Below are 21399 nucleotides of genomic sequence, written 5' to 3' on the forward strand. Positions count from 1 at the left end.
GGTCAAGTTGTAATTACATTACGTTTTATTTATCCCTCGCATGCAAATCGAAGCGCGTTGTAAGCGCCGTCATATACGCCCGCTTTTGCGTTTTGCCGTATGTGTTTGATGTACATTTCGAGCAGGTCGTCCGTTTCTATGAGCGTCGCGAGCGTGCGGTGCAAGTCGGATGTGTTTTCCGTTTCGATCGTGCCGTCGCCCATTTCGCTGCCGCGGATTGCACCCCACGCTTCGTGTTTTCCGACGCGCTGGATAAACAATTTCGGTATCGGATAAAACGACAGTTCGCTCGGCTTTGTGATCATGATATCGCTTGCGTGCATCAGCAAATTTGTTAAGTAGACGGCCGCGTAGAATTCGTCGTGTAAAAATACGTGAACGCCGTATACGTCGTCCGTTTCGGCTTCTTTGACGAAGCGCTTTGTCGCATTCCAATCGGTGTGCATCGTATATGAAACGCCGCTCTTATCGAGATCCGCTTTGAGTTCTTTCCATCGTCCGGCGTGATCTCCCATATTTACGAAAAACGCGGCTTTGGCGCTTTCGATAAATGTTTTGCACGTTTCGATGATATCCGCAAAACGCCGTGCCTGCGCTCCGGCTCCTCCCATCGTGAGCAAAAAGCGGCGGGGCTTTCCTTCTTTCATGTGTTCTATCCGCCGTTTGCAGTCTCCTTCGATCGCCGATACTATTTCGTAATCGACGTAGTGACCGGTTTCGAGCAGCGTGTCCGGTTCGAGACAGCGCGTGATTTTGCACTTGCCGTCCATCGAAAGGAGCGTACGGTAACCCATGTATGCCGAGGGCGACTGCACAGTGTGACGGCTTCCTTCGACGAGCCAAAATCCCATCGGGTAATTGTCGGGGATGATGCTGACGACGTTTTTGACGCCGCCCATGATCGCCGCGTGTCCGACCCACGGGTGCATCGAAAGGAGGGGTACTTCTTCGGGAATCAATTCCAAAATCGGTTTGAAAAGCTGCGATAGGATGCGTTCGTTTACCGACGCCGAAAGCGGTCTGTTTTCGACGGATGTCGCTTTTTCCCACACGTGTTTGTTAAACCATTTCCAGCGCTGCGAAACGCGGGAGAGCACGTCGTACCAATACTGCAAAAAGCGTATCGATTTTTGCGCCGTGCTTTCGTCGAACGCCGTTAAATCCAAAAGATAGGGCGTATAGCCGAAGTGCTTCGCCGCGGATGCCATTGCGATTGCGATACGCCAGTGTCCGAATCCCATGCGGATCGTACCGATGATGATCGCGTGTTTCGATTGTATATCCCGCACTTTTCCTTTCGTTTTGTTTTTGTCGACGATCGTGAGCATGCCGAAATCATTGTACGCTTCCCCTGCGGCGACGGCACCCGGTTCGACGGGCGTATCGTCCCGAGAAAAAAGAAAACGGCATACGCGGTATTTGAAAAAAGCAAAGCGCACTTCGGACGGCGCAATCGGATTGCCGAACGCCTGAGTGTAAGAGCCGTGCGGGTTCATAGTGCTATTGTAATGCAAGGGACGGCGCGGAGCAAGGCGCGGCTTGGCTGTCGATTGCGGTGAGCGGGATTTACAGCTTTTCGACTTCCTCTTTTGTGAGGCCGGTGGCTTCCGCAATGTTTTCAATTGACAACTTGAGAGTGAGCAAATTCTTTGCCGTTTCCCGTGCTTTTTGATACGACCCCGCGGCAATACCGTCGCGGCGGCCTTGTAGGAGTCCGTCTCTCCTGCCTTTGCGTATCCCCGCAGCAACGCCCCGTTCAAAGCCGATCTTTTCACCTGCCATGCGTAAATCATCTTCCCGTATATTTAACGACATATACCAGCTCCTGAACTTTTCGTTCCGTTTCGCTTTTTCGACAAGCTCATCGATGTGCTGTGTAAAACCGCTCGTCGCCCGCCTCTCGCAAAGATACTTCAACAAGGCGCTCAATTCAGGCTCATCTTCTTTACCGTAGGCACCCACATTATAAAACACCTTAACGCTTTTGTCATCAAGAAAAAGCGTACCGTCAGCGGTACAGATATTGCGGAATTCGTAGACAGGCAAACCTCTATCGAAGGGATCCTGCGTACAGATAAAAATGACATAGCTCTCTTTCAGTTCGGCGTAGCTTTGTCCTCTCAAGAGATTATCGACATCCATAAGGCTTTGGTAATAGCGCGTGCGCTTGGGAAGAGAGGGCGGAATCGACGTTTGTATTTCTATGTCGAAGATGCGCTCGGGGTCTGAGACATAGACGTCGAGGCGTATACCCTTGCTTTCGTAAAAGGGTGCTATTGTTTTTTGCAGGGAGGGATATTCTATTTTACCGACTTTGATATGCAAAAGGCGCTCCAATACACCCTTACATATAACTTTGTTTTTCATGACCGTGCCGAACATAAAGTCATCGGTAAAGGTGAGTTCTTCGACGGGTTTATGGGTATATTCCATAGCTGCACCTTCGGTTATTGAGATAGTGCGGCAAGGAAGCCGCTGCAATATATATCGTTTACAAAATGATAAATTACGCGGTTTTTTGTGGAAATAAACGGGAACATCGTTTCCTGTGCGGGGAACTTCGCACTTCGCATTCCATAACGTATTTTTAAAAATTACCCGTGAAACGAAGGGGAAATAGGGTTGTTTTAGAAACTAAAAAAAGAGTTGACATCGACGCCCGTATGTGCTATATTCGAATAGAATAGCAGTGGTATTAACTGTTAAATACGGCTGTCATAAAAAGGATCGTCGATCCGGCAGCCGATGCAAAAATGGAGGTTTTTTGTATGAAAAAGATTTTAGGTGTTGTGCTTGCATCCGCACTCGTCGCGGGCGCATTTGCACAAGTTAAAACGGGGGTCGAATTCGACACAAATCTTACCGTCGCAGACTGGGCAACCGTTAAAGACGGAGATAACACGTCATCGTATTTGGAGCAGAAACACAATGATGATACCAAAATCGGTGTGACGGCTTCTGATGACAATGCAGGTGTTACGGCGGAAATCAAGTTCAACTTGAATAATGTGGGTGTTGCTGGCAAGGATCCTGTCGGTGTGGGTACCGTTTACGGATGGTTCACTGTCAAGGGTTTTAAAGTCTCCGCCGGTAAATTCAACAGCCGCTGGTCACCCCGTTTAAAGAACGCTGCAGACGACGCGATCAACTTATCGATTCTTGAACCGTACAAATACGGCTCAGCAATAAAGGAATTCCAGGATGCGAGTACGCCGCCTAATAAGTATAAAAATCCGGGTTTTGATATCGACAATATGACGAACGGTGCAAAACTTGCTATGATCGGCGACTATACGTTTGCGATCGGCGAATCGAAGCTCCTCGTAAAGGGTTCTATCTTTGATTCCGATCCTAAATTCTCGCACCTTAAGAGCGGCTACGCTTTCGAAGCCGGATTCCAGACCAAACTCTTCTGGATCGATGCTGTCGTAAAAGTACCGTATAAAGACACGGTAGCGGCGGGCGCGTTCTTTTACATGAAGCCTCTGGATATGCTGACTTTCGTCGTGGGCGGTACATTTGCATTTGATAATCGTATTGCAAACACAGATATTAGTATCATCGCTTTCGATGCACGTGCACGTGTGAAGCCGCTCGATGCGCTTGCGATTACGGTTATGGGTAACTACTCTCTTGCGACTGCAAAACCCTCGTCTGGTGATAAAAGCTATGTTGACGGTAAATACGCGGCAGTCAATGCCGAATATATGCTGAACGATATGTTTACGATTTTCGGCGAAGTCGGATACTTTGATACTGAAGCAGCAGTAACGGCTGGTGATTCTTATGCCAACATGAAAGTGCAGGCCGGTACGATCATCAAACCGGTTGAAAAGGTATCAGTTGCTGCAGCGTTGCAGCTCAGACTCAATGTTGAAGACAAGGTTGGCACGGGTGCTGAACAGGTCGGATTCGGAATTCCTGTTGCATTGCAGATCGCGTTCTAAGCTGAACTTCATTTGATGTAACCCGTGCTTTTGTACGGGTAAGGTAAAAGGGGCTGTCCAAAAACTTCAGTTTTTGAACAGCTTCCTTGATTTTATATGCGATGTTTAAAATTAAGTCCTTGCAATATAAAGACTTAATTTTAAACTCGACGGGCTGTCGAAAAAGTAACCAACTTTTGAGACAGCCCCTTTTTTATGGTGCCTACGCGTGCGGGGCGAGCGAGGTATACGTGTTGCACGGAATCAACAACCCCGACGGAAGCGTCGGGGTATTAAACCCTCCGCACGAATAGGTGTGCGCTCGTTTAGAAGCGATAGGCGGGGCGAGCGGGCAAACGTGTATGCGGCAATTGCCGGAATGCGGGGGCGATGTGGGGCGTGCGCTTGAGAAAAAGCGGGGCAGGGGTGAACTGCGGACTTGAGCAAGCGAGGTGTGCGTCCCGCGTTTTGCGGAAAGCGCTGCCTTACAGCTTTTCGATTTCCGCTTCGGAGAGGCCGCAGATTTTACAAATATCTTCCAGCGGATAGTGCATAGCGAGCATGGTTTTTGCCGTTTCAAGCGCCTTTTGATATGAGCCATCGGAAAAGCCTTCCAGTTTTCCCTGTGCGATACCCAGCGAAAAACCTTTCGCTTCGCCTTGTGCGATACCTTCCTGCAGTGCGATTTCTCTTTCTTCTTCTCGTTGTACTGCGATATCGACGTCGTAATCGTATTCGGCTATAAGCATATTCATCACCTCTATAAGACTTTTTGCAGAAAGTTTCAGCTCTTGATTTCCGCTTCGGAGAGGCCGGTAGCTTGCGCAATGTTTTTAATCGATAACCCCATGCCGAGTAAGTTTTTTGCCGTTTCAAGCTTAGCTTGGTATGAGCCATCGGAAAAGCCTTCCAGTTTTCCCTGTGCGATACCCTCCTGCAGTGCGATTTCCCGTTCTTCTTCCCGCTGTACGGCTATGTCCACATCGTAATCGTATTCGGCTGTAAGCATATTCATCACCTCCCGCGATTTTCGCTGTAAGTATTCCCGTAAGATGTCGTTTTGTATGCACTCTTTGATCGCGTTTTGAAAGCCGTTTTCAGGATCGAGCTTCGTGTGTCTTCGTACGGCGTCTATGAACAGAGTGTACTCTTTTAACGGTTTACACGTATGCAAGATTTTACTTCCCTTAGTATAATTGATATTCATCACGCTGACAACAAGTTCGAGAGCAGGTCTTTCGGGTATCGTCATAAAGGCGTCGGAGAGGCGTAACGTTACGTTTTCCAGATAGTCATCTTCGCCGTTATAGAACACGTAGAACTCAGGCGTAGGGATTTTTTTCAGCCTACGGAGATAACGATCGCGTGGGTTTTCGATGCGTTCGTAAAGCCGCGCCGCATATTGCAAAAAGCGCAGCGGCATGTTTTCGTTTACCGTAGACTGGTGCTCGATCAATAGGATGATTTTACCGTCGATGAGGCAGGCCACGTCGTTGCGAAAGGCCATGTACATCACCTGTTCGAGCCGAAGCGGTTCGAGATTGGTCGATGCATCGAGTTCTGTCCCATGCAATGCGTTGTAGAGGGCGAGGAAGTTCGCTTTTGCGTTTTTGTCTTCGCCGAAAAAATCGACGAAAACCGAATCTTTATACCGACGATTATGTTTTGCCATAAGACCTCTCAAAAAACTTTTGCAGGAAGTTGTAACTTCCGAAAAAGTTTTTTCTGTGCGCGCGAGCGCACATGTTCAATAGTTGAGTTTGTAACGCAACATCGAGATAAGAACGCTGCGATTTCGAGCAATGCGCAGAAATCGCGAGTGTCTCCTACAAAAGAAAAACGCTCGGCGTTTTTCGTCTCCGGACTTTAGCGGAGGCGCTATTTCAGCCGATGCTTTTTATCGACCTCCGGGATAACCGCACCGGAAATGGGTACTTAGAAAAGAAGCGCATACTTACATAAAAAAGGCGGAACGCGAGGCAGCGGAACTGCCGCCGAGCCGCTTAGACCGATGGCAAGCAATCTCTTTGTAAAAAGAGATTGCGCAGTCCGATTCCGATTACGGTCTGCCGCGGCACTTGCAACGAGCGTGGAGCGCGAAGTTCCCCGCGCAAACGGCAGGGCTGCTGCCGGGAGTGCAGCCGATTTTTTATGTTATACGCTATTTTTTAGGAATACAATTTTCGGTGCGGTTATTCTGATAATACTTCACTAGATATATATCGCGGAAATGTTGCGATTTCGGAGTTTTTTTGAAGCAATTTTTGGAAAATATCTGCGGAACCGCCGTTCGTGATAGTTCTGTTTATTTTTACAAATGAAAACTCGCGGATATATCCGTTTTATGAAAGCAAGGTATACGCCGCGGGATTTCTTTATGGCGGAAATGTTGAGTTCTGCCAGTTATTTAAACATTGGAAGATTTTGAGTTTTCGCAGACTCGAAATTACGCTATCGTATTCAAAATTAAAAATGCGACTAAAAAGTGTCCGGTGTGTTTCGGAACGTTACGGCTTTTTTCATTGGCTTCCGGTATTTAAAATACCCTCGTGCAAAATCTTCTTCGGTGAGTTCGGGAATATCGTCAAAATTGATTCCTTCCGCTCTGATTGCAGCCACCTTTTCAACCGTAAAATCAGTTACCTTATTCTTTATACTTTTTTTTGTTTTTCCCATTCTTCCGTTTATAAAAAATTTTGATACTTTGTGCCGAATATTTCGCCGAGTTTCCGAGCCATACGGGGACTTATCGTTCTATGCCCTGTTTCCATTCCGGAAACGTGTTGTGCGGGAATCCCTAATTTTTTTGCCAAAGCCGCTTGCGTCAGATTATCGCGATAGCGAAACAGCTTCAACGTCTTTTGCGGTGTCCGTTCCTTTACAATATTTTTATACCAGTCGGTTTCCATTATCTCCACGTATGCTTCATCATCATCTTCTTCAACCGTAGCATGAGGATAGCGTTTTTTTACAAACGCAAGTAAGTCTTGCGGTATATCACCTTCAATTTTTATAGGGGGCGTTTTCACGACTACCTGCATAATATATCTCCAGTTCGATTCCTTTTGTCGTTTCCTTCCAACAGGCAACCCAATGGTATGATAAATGACAGTGGTATTCATCTTTTCCGAGCGTGCTGAAATTCGGCCAGCTTTTTTGTATGGGACGGGTTTCCTGCAGATCTTCCAATAAGTATGAAAACAATTTTTATTCCCTCTCAGGCATTTTCAAAACCGCTTTCAGTATTTTCTTTTTTTGTATTACTCTGTACATCTATCTGCTTATACATTATAACCATATATTGGTTTGTTCGCCAAGTTTTTTATCCGTTTTATGAAAGCAGGGGTATACGCTGCAGGATTTTTTTTATGGCGGAAGATGACCGGTGTGGGGCGAGCGTGTGTGTTACGGCTTTACGGGGATTACGAAATGCCTGAGGTGGTTGCATTACGGATCTGAGGCGGATGAAGGGAGTAAATCTCCCTGCCCGATCTTTTATTACAGCGCGATCCTGCCGCGGAAGCTCCGCATCAAAGTCAGCTTATCGGTGTATTCCAAATCGCCGCCGACGGGAATACCCGATGCGAGACGCGTCACTTTTACGCCGCCGATTTTTGCAAGGAGCTGCTGCACGTACAATGCCGTCGTATCGCCTTCGACCGTCGGATTCGTCGCAATGATTATCTCTTCGATGCGTTCGTCTTTGACGCGGGAAAGGAGAGAGGCGATGCGCAACTGATCGGGACCGATGCCGTCGATCGGAGAAATCACACCGCCGAGCACGTGATACAAACCGCTGTATTCATGCGCGCTTTCGATGGTCTGCACGTCCTGCGGCTGTTCGACAACGCAGATGAGGGTTTTGTCGCGGAGCGGGTTCGAGCAGATAGGACAGGGATCGTCTTCCGTCCACGAACCGCAGATCGAACACTGTTTGATTCTGTCCTGCAACACCGAAAGCTGTTCTGAAAAACGGTTCACATAGGCGCGATCGGATTTTAATAAATAATGCACGATGCGCGACGCGCTTTTTTTTCCGATGCCGGGAAGATGTGCAAACGAATCGACGAGTTCTTCGAGCGCGTTCATATATTCAATCCGGGAATATTGAGTCCCTGCAAAAGTGAACCGGTTTTCGCTTTGATTTGTTCCCGTATATTGACGATCGCATCGTGGTGAGCGGCGACGATCAAATCTTCGAGCATCGCGACATCGCGCTTATCGACGCAAATGGGATCGATGTGAATCGCAGTCATCTCCATTTTTCCGTTTACGGTAACGGTAACCATTTTGCCGCCGGACGAACCCTCGGCGGATAAAGCGGCGAGCTCGTCCTGCATCTTTTGCGCTTCTTCTTTGAGCTTTGCCGTATTTTGCAATAATTCAAACGGATTCATCTATATTTTTCCCCCTACTATGCTTCCCTTAAAAAGGCTGCACAGGATTTTTACCTGCTGCGGTACTTCCGCCGGCCCCGCCGCACTTTCGGCTTCTTTTAAACCGACCGAAAAATCCATGCGCCGTTCGCATACTTTTTCAAGCGTCCGCAAAATCGCGTCGCGCTGCCGTTCAAGCTGCGCCTTTTGATACGCCGTTGCCGCTTGCGTCGAAATCGCATCGCCTGAAATTTGCCACGGAGTTGTCGTCATAAGCGCTGCAGCCGTCGGCGCATCGTGTATGCCGAGTTCCGCGATAACGCTCCCGCGAAGCTGGGCAATGGTAATCGTGCGGCCGCCGCCCGTTACATAGGCTTCGGCTTCATCCGCCGCTTCGCCGGTATGTTCAACGCGCAGCGGGGGAATATATGCCCTTACTTCGGAAGAGTTACTTGCATCCTCATCGCCTCTGTCATCCCCGTCTTCATCGGATAAGGCTTCATCGCTGTCATCGAAATCGTCGGAGGAAAAGTCATCTCCCCATGAAGGAGCGCTTTGAAACGGAGGCTGCATTTCCGACGGCATCGCCGCACGCTCGTCGCCTTTCGCCGCCGCTTGTTCAGGCGGCACGGCCCCGCCGTTATAAAAAGGGCTTTCGTTCTCCGGCGGCTTTTCCGCGAGGGCTGAAAAACGCGGCATTGCTTTAGGCAGTTCTGCACTTACACGGCTTTGCGCCGAAGGGGTAAAAGCGTTTCGAGTCGCGCTTTGCGGTTGCTCCACCGTTGGATCGGTTTGTGCCGAAGGGGCAAAAGCGTTTTGAGCCGTACTTTGCGAACTTCCTCCGTTTTCGCCGGCAATACCGTCAGGCACCAAGGGAGAGGCAGTTTGCGTATACGCCGCATTGCCCCCGATCGATTGACGCGCAGCCCGTCCTGCCGCCGCATCGGTTCCGGACGATTGCCCGGCAGATTGTGCATTCGCCGCATTGCTTTCGATCGATTGATGCGCAACCCGCCCTGCCGCCGCATCGTTTTGTGCAGCGTGTCCCGCGTCTTGCACCGAATGCGCAGGATGCCCCGCCGTCAACAATGCACGGGCGGAATCGATCGCGGATTTGACTTCGGCGGGCGACACGTACTCGGAAAGCCAACACAAACGCGAAAACGCAAGTTCGAGCTCATAGCGCGGCGAAAGCGAATAGCGGATGTCGCGGTAGAGCTGCAAAAAGATCGAAAGCGCGCGCTCGACTTGTACCGTATTCCACGCTTCGATGACGGCGGAACTGTAACGTTCGGCCGAACTGCCGAGCAGCGATTCTTTTGTAATGCCGTTTTTAATCAATAAAAGACTTCGGATATAATTCGTACTGTTTGCGATCAGCTGTTCGATCGAAATGCCCGATTCGAGATACGCGTCGAGCACGCCGATCGCGTCGTCGGCTTTGCCCGCCGCACACTTTTCAAATAATTCGTTGAGCCTGTCCACGCCGACGAGACCGAGCTTGTCGCGGATCTTATCGTACGTGATGACGCCGTCGCTGAACGCCGCAACCTGATCGAAAAGCGTATACGCGTCGCGGATCGAACCGGTCGCCTCTCGTGCAATCCAATAGAGCGCTTCGTCGTCGGCTTGGATCGACAATTCACGTACCGCATCGGCAAGCAAATCCTTTATCTTTTCTGCGGAAACGAGACGAAAATTGAATTGCTGACAGCGGCTTTTGATCGTAGCCGGAACTTTTTGCAGCTCCGTCGTCGCAAAGATAAATACGACGTAAGGCGGCGGCTCTTCGATCGTTTTTAAAAGCGCGTTGAATGCACTCGTCGAAAGCATGTGCACTTCGTCGATGATATAGATTTTATAGCGAGACGAATTCGGCGGGAACATCACTTCGTCTTTGATTTGGCGCACGTCGTTCACGCTCGTATTCGACGCACCGTCTATTTCGATAACGTCGAGACTCGCGCCTTTCGTGATTTCCGTACAATGCGCGCAAGTGCCGCACGGAGCAGGCGTCGGCCCGTTTTCGCAGTTGAGCGCTTTTGCGAGGATGCGCGCCGTAGACGTTTTGCCGCAGCCGCGCGGACCGGAAAACAAATACGCATGAGCGATCTGATGCGACGTGATCGAATTTTTCAAAGTTTCCGCAACAAATTCCTGTCCGACCAAATCGGAAAATTGCTGCGGTCGCCGCCGCGTCGCCGTAACTTCGTAAGCCATAAAATGAGTGTAATATAAAACGCCGAAATCGGCAACGGGAAAGGCGAAGCGCGTCAATCTAAACGCTACGAATGTCGTCAATCGTTCAGCCGTACGGATCGGTTTACCAGCCGATGCGGGACTGCGGCAAAGACCGTCATTTTCCCAAGCGCGGAAGCAGGTTTTTAATGTGTAATGGGTAATGTGTAATTACCACTACCCATTATCAATTAAATCTCTTCCTCAGTCCCGTTTGAATAATACTTATACATCTTCCAGTTCTTGTCGGTTTTCGCGGTTTCAAAGGCGTTTTTCAGTGCATCAGGTACGGTAAAGTCTGTGTGATTGCCTTCGGGAACGCCGGGGTGTTCGAAGTAAAGATAACATACTGCATTATCGCCGGCATCCCGCGTCGGTAAATCGTCAAATATCTTTTTAAATGCAGCTGCAGCAAGCTGATTGCAGACGCAATCCAGACATTCCAAAGCGGTCAAGCCCTGCACGTTTAGAGTTGCAAGCTGATTTTCGCAGCAATCCAGAGATTCCAAAGCGGAACATCCCCGCACATTGAGCGCGATAAGCTTATTTTCGCAGCAGGTCAATTCGGTAATCTTGCCTTTTAGAATCACGGTTGTACCGGCTGCGCGCAGTTCGGTTTCGGTGCCGCTTGTAAGCGTCGCTTTGTCGCAGCCTTCTACCGTAACGGCGGAACTATCGGATGTTGTTACTTTAACTTTGATGTTGGGTTTATCGGAGCTTAAGATGAGCGAAGCACCGCCTTCGACAAAGGGTGCTTGCGGCGCTCCCGAACCGCTGTCGTTCGAGCAGCTTGTAAAGACGAGCGCTGCGGCAAATAATAAAGCGCCCGCCGCTGTAATCGGTATCTTTTTTTAAAGGGTTTTACCGAGCCCCCCCCCTATACAAACATGTAGGCGTGATTTTGTTTTGTTCATGCGAACCTCCTCTAAAAACTTTTGCAGGATGCTAGAGCCTCCGGCTCGTTCTGCAAAGAACTGATTCTACGTGTCCGCTTTCGCGGACTTCGAATCAATTTTCGAAAAAGTTTTTAGCCGTGCGCGTGCGCGCACACGTCGAATTTGCAAAATACAGTGTATCGTACTCATTCGATTTTTATCGAAACGATACGTATACACATCTTTCGCAAACATCCGCGCAAACTCGAGATCCGAAGCGACGGCGCCATTTCAGACGGCGCTTTGGATCATCCCTCCTATAAAAACTTTTGCAAGATGCTTCGGCATCTTATCAATATTATAACATATTTTTCACAGTTTTCAACGCAGTTGCGCAGCAAAGCGGGGCATCGAGCGAAGTTCCCCGCGCAACCTTGCAACGAGCGCGAAGCGCGACATCCGACTTTTCCTTCCTTGAGATGCGGCATTGTAGCGTCTCGCTTAAACGTTCCGGCCTATGCCCGCGTGGAGCGCCGCGAAGCGTTCCCGCCGTATTAAAGAAAGTATTGAGGCGGCGGGAATGAGGGTTACCGAAGCGCGGAAGGCGGGATGGCAAAACGGTGTCATCCGAATGACGACTTTATGTTCGGCAAAGATTCATCCGTGTACGAGTTTCGCAATATCCGTACCTTTAAAAAACAAAAAAGCCGCTCCGCCGCGTTCGATTTCGGACGCATGGAGCAGCTTTAGGTATCAACTTCTGCCGTTTACGACGATTTCACCGAAGTAAGCTCAGCACATTTTGGCTTGATTGATTCGCTTGTGCGATCATAGCCGTGCCTGCCTGTGAGAGAACGCTGTCTCTCGTGAAGTTAACCGTTTCTTTTGCCATGTCGGCGTCGCGGATGCGGCTCTCGGATGCCTGGAGGTTTTCCGCACCGATATCGAGACCGACCACCGTCTTTTCAAGACGGTTCTGATATGCACCGAGGTCGGCGCGCTGCTTGTTGATTTTTTTGATCGCTTCGTCGAGCGTACCGATCGCACGGTTCGCTTCATCCGGCGTTTCGAGAGTCATGATCGATTCGTCGCCGACGTTGCGGAGACCGAGTGCCATAGCGGACATCGTGCCGATGTAAACTTGCGTGCGCTGATCCATGTTCGCCCCGATGTGGAACCACATCGAACCGGTGACCGTGTTTTCTCCCGTCGGACGGGCAAAGCGGCCGGTGAGCATATTCATGCCGTTGAACTGCGCTGCGCTTGCAACGCGGTCGACTTCCGCAATGAGCGAAGAAACTTCGACTTGGATCATCATGCGGTCTTCAGCGCTGTAAATACCGTTGGATGCCTGAACGGCCAGTTCACGGATGCGCTGGATAATGTCGGTCGTTTCCTGCAGATAACCTTCCGTCGTCTGAATGAACGAAATGCCGTTTTGCGCGTTCGTCGATGCCTGATTCAAGCCGCGAATCTGGCTGCGCATTTTTTCCGAAACGGCGAGGCCGGAAGCATCGTCTCCTGCACGGTTTATTCTCATACCAGAGGACAGCTTTTCCATGTCTTTCTGTTGGGAAACCTCCGTGAGTCCCTCAGCGCGAGTTGCAAACATAGCGCTCATATTGTGATTGATAACCATAGTAATCTCCTTCAGCTTTGGTATCAGACAAACCGTACTCGGCTTGTTTTGGTTTTATCACCTTACATACTAATCATCGGAATTCGGCAAAAAGACATTAGCATTTTTTTTATTTTTTTTAGGAAGCGCGCAAACAACTGTGCATGAAATCCTTGAATTTTAAGGAAGGTTTAAATTGAACGTCTGACATTGCGCCGTTCAATTTAACTTCGAGTTTCGGACGAAGCCGAAACATCGCTTATTAACTGTGCGCTTCCGCGCACGAATTCAACATTCTCCAAAATTGATATTTTGTTCGACTGTTGAATTCTAAAGAATGTTGGTGCTATACTCCTGTTATGGTTAACGAAAACATTGATATGTGCCCGTGCGGTTCCGGCAAAAAATATGCGGACTGCTGCGGACCCGTCATCACCGGTAAAACAAAGGCCGCTACGGCCGAAGCCCTCATGCGCGCGCGGTACACGGCCTACGTCGTACATGAAATCGACTTTATCGTAAACACGTGCAAAGAGGGTGAAGGTCGAGGCGATATAGACCGCAAAGCGACGGAGGATTGGAGCAAGCAGTCCGTGTGGCACGGCTTGAAAATTCTGCGTACCGAAAAAGGCACGGCAGGCGATACGGAAGGCATCGTCGAATTCGAAGCCGATTATACGCGTCACGGGCTTCGCGACAAGCATCACGAAACCGCAGCGTTCGAAAAATCCGACGGCGAATGGCTGTATACGACGGGCAATCTCAAAACAACGACGATCCGGCGGGAAGGCAAAAAAATCGGGCGAAACGATCCCTGTCCCTGCGGCAGCGGGAAAAAATACAAACAATGCTGCGGACGGTAGTCGCGGTGCGATATGGCTGAACGGATCGTCACGGGCTTTCACGCAATCGAAGAGCGCATACGAAGCGCTTCGCTCGGCGAAAAGCGTATGCGCATTCTCTGGAGTAAAGCGGGGCCTCGCGCAAAAAAAATCATCGCGCTTGCAAAGCGGGAAGACATCCCGTGCGAACAGACCGACGACGATGCCCTCGTTTCGCTTGTTGCACCGCTTTCCGAAACGGCGCGCGACCACCGCGGCATCGTGCTCTGCGTTTCGGGTGAATCGGAGGGCACGCACAATATCGTCGATTTTGACGAATGGATCGCTTCTCTTCCGCCTCATCCCGAAGTTTCATCGACGCAAGCCGCATCATTGCAAAACGGCGCAGTGAAAAACGCTGTCGCCCAAGCCGGTACGCAAAACGCTTTCGTAGAAAATGCCGCGCCGCAGTCGGCAGTAGATATCGGCTCATTACAAAATGCTTCCGTGCGAAACGACGCGCCGTATATGACGGTGCTCGTACTCGATTCCGTGACCGATCCGCATAACGTCGGAGCGATCATCCGAAGCTGCGATCAGTTCGGCGTCTCCCTCGTCATCCTGCCGCAGGCTAGGAGCGCAAACGACATTGCCCACAGCGAAGTGATCGCCCGTTCCAGCGCGGGAGCTGCAGCGTGGGTTCCCGTGAGCATCGTACCGAATGCGGTGCGAGCCGTGCAGCGATTGAAAGACGCGGGTTTTTGGGTGTACGGCGCAGATGCGGGAGGAGAGGCGCTCGGCTCCGTCGACTTTGCACGGAAAACGGTCATCGTCATGGGAAGTGAAGGAAAGGGGATTTCACCGCTCCTTGCAAAGCAGTGCGATGCGATCGTATCTGTTCCGACGTGCGGAAAGATCGACAGTTTGAACGTGTCTGTCGCTGCCGGCATTTTGCTGTATGAACGTTACCGGCGTTTCGGAACATAAAAATATCATGTAAAAAAAACGCGTACTTCCTTGTCGTGGACGTCCGTTCGGTTCCTTTGTTTTGATTTGTCCGCGCCGTTGTACATGACACGGCGCCTCGTCGCATATTGCGTCATTGTTATTATCGATTTTTATTTTGTTAATAATTATCGCACGGTAACCGCATTGACATCGCCGTCAATTCTTTGTATTATTTTATTATCTTATCTCTCAATCCTTGTATGGAGTTATTACATGGCAAAGACAAAACTCGTTTATTTTTTCGGTAACAAAAAAGCCGAGGGCAACGCCGATATGCGCGCGGAACTCGGAGGCAAAGGTGCGAACCTTGCCGAAATGACGAACATTGGTGTTCCGGTTCCGCCGGGATTCACCATTTCAACCGATGTGTGCAAGATGTACTACGATAATGACAGAAAGTATCCGAAAGAACTGTATTCCGACGTCGCGACGAATCTTGCAAAGCTCGAACGTGCGTTCGGCAAAAAACTCGGCGCAGAGGACGATCCGCTGCTCGTTTCCGTCCGCTCGGGCGCTGCGAGTTCCATGCCCGGTATGATGGACACGATCCTTAACCTCGGCCTCAACGACAAATCGGTGCTCGGTCTTGCGAAAAAGACGAACAACCCGCGCTTTGCGTGGGATGCATACCGCCGCTTTATTCAGATGTTCGGCGACGTCGCGATGGGCGTTCCGCACGAGGAATTCGAAAAAATCCTTTCGGAAGCGAAAGCTCGTGCAGGCAAAAAACTCGACAACGAACTCGATACGTCCGAGCTTCAGGAAATCGTCGCAAAATACAAAGCGCTGTATCAAAAGACGACGGGAACGGAATTCCCGCAGGATCCGGAAAAGCAGATGTGGCACGCGATCAACGCGGTTTTCGGTTCGTGGATGAACGCACGCGCCATCAAGTACCGCGAACTCAACAATATTAAAGGCTTGAAAGGAACGGCCGTCACGGTTATGGCGATGGTGTTCGGCAATATGGGCAACGATTCCGGTACGGGTGTATGCTTCAGCCGCAGTCCTTCGACCGGTGAAAATAAATTCTTCGGCGAATATTTGATAAACGCGCAGGGCGAAGACGTCGTTGCCGGTATCCGCACGCCTGAGGAAATCAGTCAGCTGAAAAAAGACAATCCGAAAATATACGACGAACTTATCAAAATCCGCAACAACCTCGAAAAGCACTATCACGATATGCAGGACATGGAATTCACCGTTCAGCAGGGCAAGCTTTATATGCTTCAGTGCCGCAACGGTAAACGCACCGGTCCCGCCGCTGTCAAGATGGCAGTCGATATGGTCGGCGAAAAGCTTATTACAAAGGAAGAGGCGATTCTCCGCGTCGAAGCGGATCAGATCGACCAGCTGCTCCACCCGATGATCGACAAAGACGCGGCGAAGCAGGCCGGTGTCATCGCGAGCGGCTTGAACGCTTCTCCGGGTGCGGGCTGCGGTAAAATCGTGTTTACCGCCGACGAAGCTGAAAAGCTTGCTAAAGCGGGAGAAAAAGTGCTGCTCGTCCGCAAAGAGACGAGTCCGGACGATATCGCCGGTATGGCGGCAGCTCAGGGCATCCTCACCGCAACGGGCGGACGCACATCGCACGCGGCTGTCGTCGCGCGCCAGATGGGCAAGCCCTGCGTTTCGGGTGTTGAAGCGATTCAATTTTCCAACGGCGCCATTACCGTCAACGGCAAATCGTACAAACAGGGCGAATGGCTTACGATCGACGGTTCAACGGGCAACGTATACGCCGGACAGATCCCGACAAAAGAACCGCAGATCACCGGCGACTTCGGCACCTTTATGAAATGGTGCGATGAAATCCGCAACGGATCAGTCCGCAAAGTCGGCAAATCGACGATCAAAGGTTTCGGTGTCCGCGCAAATGCCGACCAGCCCGATCAGGCGCAGGCTGCGTTCAACTTCGGTGCGGAAGGCGTCGGACTGTGCCGCACGGAACACATGTTCTTCGATCCCGCAAAACTCGTATACTTCCAGGCGATGATAGCATCCGATACGACTGCTGCGCGCGAAAAAGCGCTTGCGAAAATTATGCCGCTGCAGAAAAAAGATTTTTCCGGCATCTTCGACGCGATGAAGGGCAAGCCCGTCATCATCCGCTTCCTTGATCCGCCGCTCCACGAATTTATTCCGAAGGACGAAGAGGGAACGCGCAAAGTGCAGCAAGTGCTGAAAGAAGAAGGCATCGACGTGTCGGTTGAAACGCTCACCGCACGCTTCAACTCGCTCAAAGAATTCAACCCCATGCTCGGTCACCGCGGTTGCCGTCTTACGATCACCTATCCCGAAATCTACAAAATGCAGACGGAAGCCGTTACGCTTGCCGCAATCGAATGCAAAAAACGCGGCATTTCCGTCCGCCCGATGATCATGATCCCGATCGTGTGCGAACCGACAGAGCTTGCGACGATCCGCAACGAATGCGAAGCAGTCATCACGAAGATCGAAAAAGAAAGCGGCATGAAAGTCGCAATCGAAATCGGTACGATGATCGAGGTTCCGCGCGCGGCGCTCCTTTCCGGAGAGATCGCAAAAGTTGCGGATTTCTACAGCTTCGGCTCGAACGATTTGACTCAGCTGACTTTCGGCTTCAGCCGCGACGATGCGGGAAAATTTCTCGATGCGTACTACCATCGCAACATCCTCGGCGACGATCCGTTCAAGACGCTCGATGAAAAGGGTGTCGGTAAGCTCATGGATATGGCGGTTACGGCTGCGCGCGAAGTGAAACCGGAAATGCACATCGGCATCTGCGGCGAACACGGAGGCGATCCTGCAACGATCGACTTCTGCTATCGCGTCGGTCTCGATTACGTTTCGTGCTCGCCCTACCGCGTACCGATCGCGCGCCTTTCGGCGGCACAAGCGGTCATCCGCGCGGCAAAAGCGAAAAAAGCCGCCGCTAAGAAAACGGCTGCAAAAAAAGCTCCGGCAAAAAAGCCTGCCGTAAAAACGGTGAAAAAAGCAGCACAGAAAAAAGTTGCGGCAAAAGCGACAAAGAAAGCTCCGGCAAAAAAAGCCGCTGCTAAAAAGCCTGCTGCAACGAAAACCGCGAAGAAAGCAAAAAAATAATGTAAGCTGCATGTGACAGCGAAAACCGTCCGACAAACGCGAGAGCGAAATGTCGGACGGTTTTTTTTATTCCTGCGGAGGGTTATCTCACATACCGCGTCGTATAAAGCCGACTGCATCGACAGTCTGCGTCGGGAGTATCGCCTGCGGTGTTTTACAATACCGCGCTGCAGGGCATGGTATCTTCACCGTGCAGAGATACGCGAATTATTAAATTTTAAATTTTCCGACTTCTTCCGTTAAGTTTTGAATACTGTATTTGTTTTTTTGCGTAATCGTGTTTACATCCTGTACAGCATTATTGATCTGTACGGCACCGGCGGCCATCTCGTTCATGCTGTCGGTTATGATGCGGGTAAGATTGCCGAGCTTTTGCATCTCCGAAGCGGCTCCTTCGCCGCCTTTCAGCATTTCTTCCGATCCCGCTTGCACTTCCGTTGTCACCGTATTGATGCTTTTTATCGCGTTTAAAACTTCTTTACTGCCGTTTTCCTGTTCCCGCATGGAATCCGTGAGCCGATCGCTCATCGCTTTTACCTGTTCGGCCAGAGTAAAAATCGTATTGAATTTTTCTTCGACCGTTTTTGAAGCTGCGGAAAGCGTTTCGATTTCACCCGACAGAGTTTTAAGCGTTGACGTTATGGTTTTGCCTTGAGCTGCAGAATCTTCTGCAAGTTTTCGTATCTCGTCCGCGACAACCGCGAATCCCTTGCCTGCTTCTCCCGCGTGCGCAGCTTCGATCGCAGCGTTCATTGCGAGCAGGTTTGTCTGGCTTGCTATGTGCTCGATAACGCTCGAAGCTTCCAAAAGACTTCCCGATTCTTCGGCAATTTTTTGCGTAACGGTATTCGACATTGCAAGCGTATCTTTCCCGTCTGCGGTAGCACTTGCAAGTGTTTTAATAACGTCATCCGTTTTTCCGAGCGTCTGTCCGATCGAATCGATATTTGCAACCATCTGTTCCACTGCGGAAGAGGATTCGGCGACGCTTGCCGCTTGCGTTTCGATACTGGCGTTGAGCTGTTTTATCGTACGTACGATTTCTTCAATAGCAGCTGCGGTTTGGGTAACGCTTGCAGCCTGCGTGAGCGCCTGCTGTTTTACGCCGTCGATATTCGCGCTGATTTGGTGTACGGCGCTTGCGGTTGCCGTCATATTGGAAACGAGTTCGTCGCCGACATCGTTCATTATATTGCCGTTGGTATGAACCGCTTGCAATGCACTGTGCATTTTATCGAGCGTCTGATTGAAGTATTTTGAAAAATCGGTGATTTCGCTGTTTCCGCTCAACGGTAAGCGGGCGGTTAAATCCCCTTCGCCTACATCGTGTAAAATACCGATCATTCCCGAAATAGGACGAACGACCGCTCGTTTTACGACGGCGGCACTCGCTGCCGTTATGATGAACAAACCGATAACCGACAGCGTAATAATCGTGATAAGGATTTTATTCAGACTCGTCCGAACGCTTTCCTTCGCTTCGGTTATCGTTATGCCGCAAAATAAAAGATACTGTATGGCACCGTTTTCTACCACCGGTCGGTATTCGGTGAGGAACAGTTCGCCCAGTATATCGGCGCTTCCCTTATACGCTTTATTTTGCATTACGGTATCGTATGCTTCGCCTCTTGCCAAATAAGTTCCTACCGCTCTCTTACCGTCTTTCAGTTTTACCGTAGAAAGGATGCTTTTAAATTCACCGTTTTCGAGTGAAAACAGAGTGACTGCCGTTCCGAGCTGGCGGGAAATATTGTCGATGACATCCTGCGTAACGACTTTTTCCGTTCCTCGAAATGTATCGCCCTGAACGCGAAGATGTCCGTATAAAGTTTCAAGATAGCTTTGCAGCGTATTCAAAGCGCTGTCTATGTGTTTGCCTGCCGTTATGTTTACGGCATTTTGCGATGTTGTCTTAATAATGCGGACGGTGATCGGAAGCATGATCCCGACGAATAACAGTGTTGCGCAAAAAAATATGCCGCCGATTTGAAAGCCCAAAGTTCTCCGACGTGCCGTCGTTTTGACGTCAGTATTTTTTTTCTGCGGGATAAAAGACGTATTGTCCATTTCAATGCTCCTATATTAAATAATTATAACATAAAAAATATATGTGTCCAACACGACCGAAACATAACAAGCTTTCATAATAAATAATAATTTTCCGCTGGCATTATCGGTAAAATCCTGCTATACTTTTTTTATGTTTTACGTGCTGCTCGCCGTCATCTATATTGCCTTTATCAGCCTCGGTTTGCCGGATGCGCTGCTCGGCTCCGCCTGGCCCGTTATGTACCGCGAATTCGGCGTAAATGTTTCTTGCGCCGGCATCATTTCTATGATCATCGCTTTCGGAACGGTTGTTTCGAGTTTGCAGAGCGATCGACTGACGAAAAGATTCGGAACCGGACGGGTGACCGCCGCGAGCGTTGCACTGACCGCGTTTGCGCTTTTCGGTTTTTCGCTCGCGCACTCGTTTTATGCGCTCGTCTTTTTAGCGCTCCCGTACGGGCTCGGTGCGGGCAGCGTAGATGCGTCGCTGAACAATTACGTCGCGCTGCATTACAAAAGCCGCCACATGAGCTGGCTGCACTGTATGTGGGGAGTGGGTGCCGCACTCGGTCCCTATGTTATGGGTTTTGCGCTCATGCACGGGCACACGTGGAATATGGGCTATCGCGCGATCGCAGTGCTGCAGATTGTCTTGACGGCGCTTCTCGTTTTCAGTTTGCCGCTTTGGAAGCGAAACGATAGAGGTGGAAGCGATAGGCGTTCAGTCGATGCGCAATCTTCCGTACCGAAGACGACGGAGCCTTTCACATTCGACTCTGAGTATACCCGTCCGCTTTCGCTTAAAGAAATTATTAATTTACCCGGCGCAAAAACGGTGATGCTTTCGTTTTTTTGTTATTCTGCAGTGGAGCAGACGAGCGGTCTTTGGGCGGCTAGTTATGCGGTTTTGCAGGGCGGCGTTTCCGCGGACGTCGCGGCGCGCTATGCGAGCCTCGTCTACCTCGGTATCACCGCCGGCCGCGCGCTCGGCGGTTTTATTTCGATGTATTTGAACGATACGCAGATGGTGCGCTTCGGTGAAATCGTTATCCTTGCCGGAGTGATATTGCTCTTTTTACCCTTTGGAAACGCGTTCACGCTTTTAGGTTTTGCGCTCATAGGGCTCGGCTGCGCGCCCGTTTTTCCGAGCCTCATACACGCGACGCCGCATCATTTCGGGGCGGATAAGTCGCAGGCGGTCATCGGCGTACAGATGGCAAGCGCGTATATAGGCACTTGCGCTCTGCCGCCGCTCTTCGGTTTTATCGCCGACAGATTCGGCATCTCTCTTTTGCCCGCATACGTGCTGCTGTTTTGCGTTCTCATGATTGCGTCTCACGAGCGGCTCGTACGGCTGACAAAACGGCGGCCCGAATCGATTGTGTGAAAATCAGCTTAATAATT

At 50.3% G+C, this 21399-nt stretch carries 18 protein-coding genes and 1 pseudogene; 7 read left to right on the forward strand and 12 right to left on the reverse strand.

Going from position 1 to position 21399, the window contains the following annotated elements:
• Positions 1-29 precede the first annotated feature (29 nt).
• Both H9I36_RS10555 and H9I36_RS10560 read right to left on the reverse strand, forming a co-directional pair.
• Positions 30-1496 (reverse strand): DUF6938 domain-containing protein, encoded by a 1467-nt coding sequence (locus H9I36_RS10555; protein ID WP_187385321.1) that lies wholly within the window; start codon positions 1494-1496, stop codon positions 30-32.
• Positions 1497-1566: 70 nt separating this feature from the next.
• Entirely contained in the window at positions 1567-2433 is an 867-nt protein-coding gene (locus H9I36_RS10560) for an Rpn family recombination-promoting nuclease/putative transposase (protein WP_187385322.1), read from the reverse strand.
• Positions 2434-2768: 335 nt separating this feature from the next.
• On the opposite strand from H9I36_RS10560, the gene H9I36_RS10565 reads away from it, so the two are divergent.
• Positions 2769-3947 (forward strand): hypothetical protein, encoded by a 1179-nt coding sequence (locus H9I36_RS10565; protein WP_187385323.1) that lies wholly within the window; start codon positions 2769-2771, stop codon positions 3945-3947.
• A 464-nt stretch (positions 3948-4411) separates the two neighbouring features.
• Here H9I36_RS10565 and H9I36_RS10570 read toward each other — a convergent pair whose 3' ends face one another.
• From H9I36_RS10570 to H9I36_RS10605, 8 genes are all read right to left on the reverse strand, one after another.
• On the reverse strand, positions 4412-4681 hold the full coding sequence (locus H9I36_RS10570; RefSeq protein WP_255422731.1) for a hypothetical protein: 270 nt from the start codon (positions 4679-4681) through the stop codon (positions 4412-4414).
• A 29-nt stretch (positions 4682-4710) separates the two neighbouring features.
• Positions 4711-5598 (reverse strand): Rpn family recombination-promoting nuclease/putative transposase, encoded by an 888-nt coding sequence (locus H9I36_RS10575; protein WP_187385324.1) that lies wholly within the window; start codon positions 5596-5598, stop codon positions 4711-4713.
• Positions 5599-6404: 806 nt separating this feature from the next.
• Positions 6405-6602 (reverse strand): hypothetical protein, encoded by a 198-nt coding sequence (locus H9I36_RS10580; RefSeq protein WP_187385363.1) that lies wholly within the window; start codon positions 6600-6602, stop codon positions 6405-6407.
• An 8-nt stretch (positions 6603-6610) separates the two neighbouring features.
• The gene (locus H9I36_RS10585; RefSeq protein WP_187385325.1) at positions 6611-6967 is read right to left on the reverse strand and encodes a helix-turn-helix transcriptional regulator; all 357 of its coding nucleotides are present in this window, start codon (positions 6965-6967) and stop codon (positions 6611-6613) included.
• 457 nt (positions 6968-7424) lie between these two features.
• On the reverse strand, positions 7425-8015 hold the full coding sequence (recR, locus tag H9I36_RS10590) for a recombination mediator RecR (protein WP_187385326.1): 591 nt from the start codon (positions 8013-8015) through the stop codon (positions 7425-7427).
• Positions 8012-8323, reverse strand: a complete 312-nt coding sequence (locus H9I36_RS10595) for a YbaB/EbfC family nucleoid-associated protein (protein WP_187385327.1) — start codon at positions 8321-8323, stop codon at positions 8012-8014. The genes recR and H9I36_RS10595 overlap by 4 nt, the downstream gene beginning before the upstream one ends.
• Positions 8324-10522 carry a DNA polymerase III subunit gamma/tau gene (dnaX, locus tag H9I36_RS10600; protein WP_187385328.1) on the reverse strand — a complete coding sequence of 733 codons (2199 nt, stop codon included), beginning with the start codon at positions 10520-10522 and terminating at the stop codon, positions 8324-8326.
• 209 nt (positions 10523-10731) lie between these two features.
• Positions 10732-11049, reverse strand: coding sequence for a hypothetical protein (locus H9I36_RS10605; RefSeq protein ID WP_187385329.1), 318 nt, complete (start codon positions 11047-11049; stop codon positions 10732-10734).
• 214 nt (positions 11050-11263) lie between these two features.
• On the opposite strand from H9I36_RS10605, the gene H9I36_RS12950 reads away from it, so the two are divergent.
• Both H9I36_RS12950 and H9I36_RS10610 read left to right on the forward strand, forming a co-directional pair.
• The gene (locus H9I36_RS12950) at positions 11264-11395 is read left to right on the forward strand and encodes a hypothetical protein (RefSeq protein WP_255422732.1); all 132 of its coding nucleotides are present in this window, start codon (positions 11264-11266) and stop codon (positions 11393-11395) included.
• Between the two features lie 629 nt (positions 11396-12024).
• Entirely contained in the window at positions 12025-12165 is a 141-nt protein-coding gene (locus H9I36_RS10610) for a hypothetical protein (protein WP_187385330.1), read from the forward strand.
• A 28-nt stretch (positions 12166-12193) separates the two neighbouring features.
• Here H9I36_RS10610 and H9I36_RS10615 read toward each other — a convergent pair whose 3' ends face one another.
• Positions 12194-13054 (reverse strand): flagellin N-terminal helical domain-containing protein, encoded by an 861-nt coding sequence (locus tag H9I36_RS10615; RefSeq protein WP_187385331.1) that lies wholly within the window; start codon positions 13052-13054, stop codon positions 12194-12196.
• A gap of 338 nt (positions 13055-13392) precedes the next feature.
• On the opposite strand from H9I36_RS10615, the gene H9I36_RS10620 reads away from it, so the two are divergent.
• From H9I36_RS10620 to ppdK, 3 genes are all read left to right on the forward strand, one after another.
• Positions 13393-13896 (forward strand): YchJ family protein, encoded by a 504-nt coding sequence (locus H9I36_RS10620; protein WP_187385332.1) that lies wholly within the window; start codon positions 13393-13395, stop codon positions 13894-13896.
• Between the two features lie 12 nt (positions 13897-13908).
• The gene (rlmB, locus tag H9I36_RS10625; RefSeq protein WP_187385333.1) at positions 13909-14841 is read left to right on the forward strand and encodes a 23S rRNA (guanosine(2251)-2'-O)-methyltransferase RlmB; all 933 of its coding nucleotides are present in this window, start codon (positions 13909-13911) and stop codon (positions 14839-14841) included.
• Between the two features lie 234 nt (positions 14842-15075).
• Positions 15076-17946 carry a pyruvate, phosphate dikinase gene (gene ppdK / locus H9I36_RS10630; protein ID WP_187385334.1) on the forward strand — a complete coding sequence of 957 codons (2871 nt, stop codon included), beginning with the start codon at positions 15076-15078 and terminating at the stop codon, positions 17944-17946.
• A 210-nt stretch (positions 17947-18156) separates the two neighbouring features.
• Here the strand turns inward: ppdK and H9I36_RS10635 are convergent.
• Positions 18157-19701 (reverse strand): annotated as a pseudogene (locus tag H9I36_RS10635) (methyl-accepting chemotaxis protein); the annotation flags it as partial.
• A 445-nt stretch (positions 19702-20146) separates the two neighbouring features.
• Between H9I36_RS10635 and H9I36_RS10640 the strand changes: the two are divergent.
• On the forward strand, positions 20147-21382 hold the full coding sequence (locus H9I36_RS10640; RefSeq protein WP_187385336.1) for an MFS transporter: 1236 nt from the start codon (positions 20147-20149) through the stop codon (positions 21380-21382).
• Positions 21383-21399 lie beyond the last annotated feature (17 nt).

Source organism: Treponema sp. Marseille-Q4130 (genome assembly GCF_014334325.1).
GTDB lineage: Bacteria > Spirochaetota > Spirochaetia > Treponematales > Treponemataceae > Treponema_D.

Bases quoted from the DNA above. Each gene is read 5' to 3' on its own strand.
- rlmB (WP_187385333.1), top strand. From the start codon at position 13,909: ATGGCTGAACGGATCGTCACGGGCTTTCACGCAATCGAAGAGCGCATA.
- H9I36_RS10560 (WP_187385322.1), bottom strand. From the start codon at position 2,433: ATGGAATATACCCATAAACCCGTCGAAGAACTCACCTTTACCGATGAC.
- H9I36_RS10615 (WP_187385331.1), bottom strand. From the start codon at position 13,054: ATGGTTATCAATCACAATATGAGCGCTATGTTTGCAACTCGCGCTGAG.
- H9I36_RS10620 (WP_187385332.1), top strand. From the start codon at position 13,393: ATGGTTAACGAAAACATTGATATGTGCCCGTGCGGTTCCGGCAAAAAA.
- H9I36_RS10585 (WP_187385325.1), bottom strand. From the start codon at position 6,967: ATGCAGGTAGTCGTGAAAACGCCCCCTATAAAAATTGAAGGTGATATA.
- dnaX (WP_187385328.1), bottom strand. From the start codon at position 10,522: ATGGCTTACGAAGTTACGGCGACGCGGCGGCGACCGCAGCAATTTTCC.
- H9I36_RS10580 (WP_187385363.1), bottom strand. From the start codon at position 6,602: ATGGGAAAAACAAAAAAAAGTATAAAGAATAAGGTAACTGATTTTACG.
- H9I36_RS10595 (WP_187385327.1), bottom strand. From the start codon at position 8,323: ATGAATCCGTTTGAATTATTGCAAAATACGGCAAAGCTCAAAGAAGAA.
- H9I36_RS10570 (WP_255422731.1), bottom strand. From the start codon at position 4,681: ATGAATATGCTTATAGCCGAATACGATTACGACGTCGATATCGCAGTA.
- H9I36_RS10555 (WP_187385321.1), bottom strand. From the start codon at position 1,496: ATGAACCCGCACGGCTCTTACACTCAGGCGTTCGGCAATCCGATTGCG.
- H9I36_RS10565 (WP_187385323.1), top strand. From the start codon at position 2,769: ATGAAAAAGATTTTAGGTGTTGTGCTTGCATCCGCACTCGTCGCGGGC.
- recR (WP_187385326.1), bottom strand. From the start codon at position 8,015: ATGAACGCGCTCGAAGAACTCGTCGATTCGTTTGCACATCTTCCCGGC.
- H9I36_RS10610 (WP_187385330.1), top strand. From the start codon at position 12,025: ATGGCAAAACGGTGTCATCCGAATGACGACTTTATGTTCGGCAAAGAT.
- H9I36_RS10640 (WP_187385336.1), top strand. From the start codon at position 20,147: ATGTTTTACGTGCTGCTCGCCGTCATCTATATTGCCTTTATCAGCCTC.
- H9I36_RS10575 (WP_187385324.1), bottom strand. From the start codon at position 5,598: ATGGCAAAACATAATCGTCGGTATAAAGATTCGGTTTTCGTCGATTTT.
- H9I36_RS12950 (WP_255422732.1), top strand. From the start codon at position 11,264: ATGAGCGAAGCACCGCCTTCGACAAAGGGTGCTTGCGGCGCTCCCGAA.
- ppdK (WP_187385334.1), top strand. From the start codon at position 15,076: ATGGCAAAGACAAAACTCGTTTATTTTTTCGGTAACAAAAAAGCCGAG.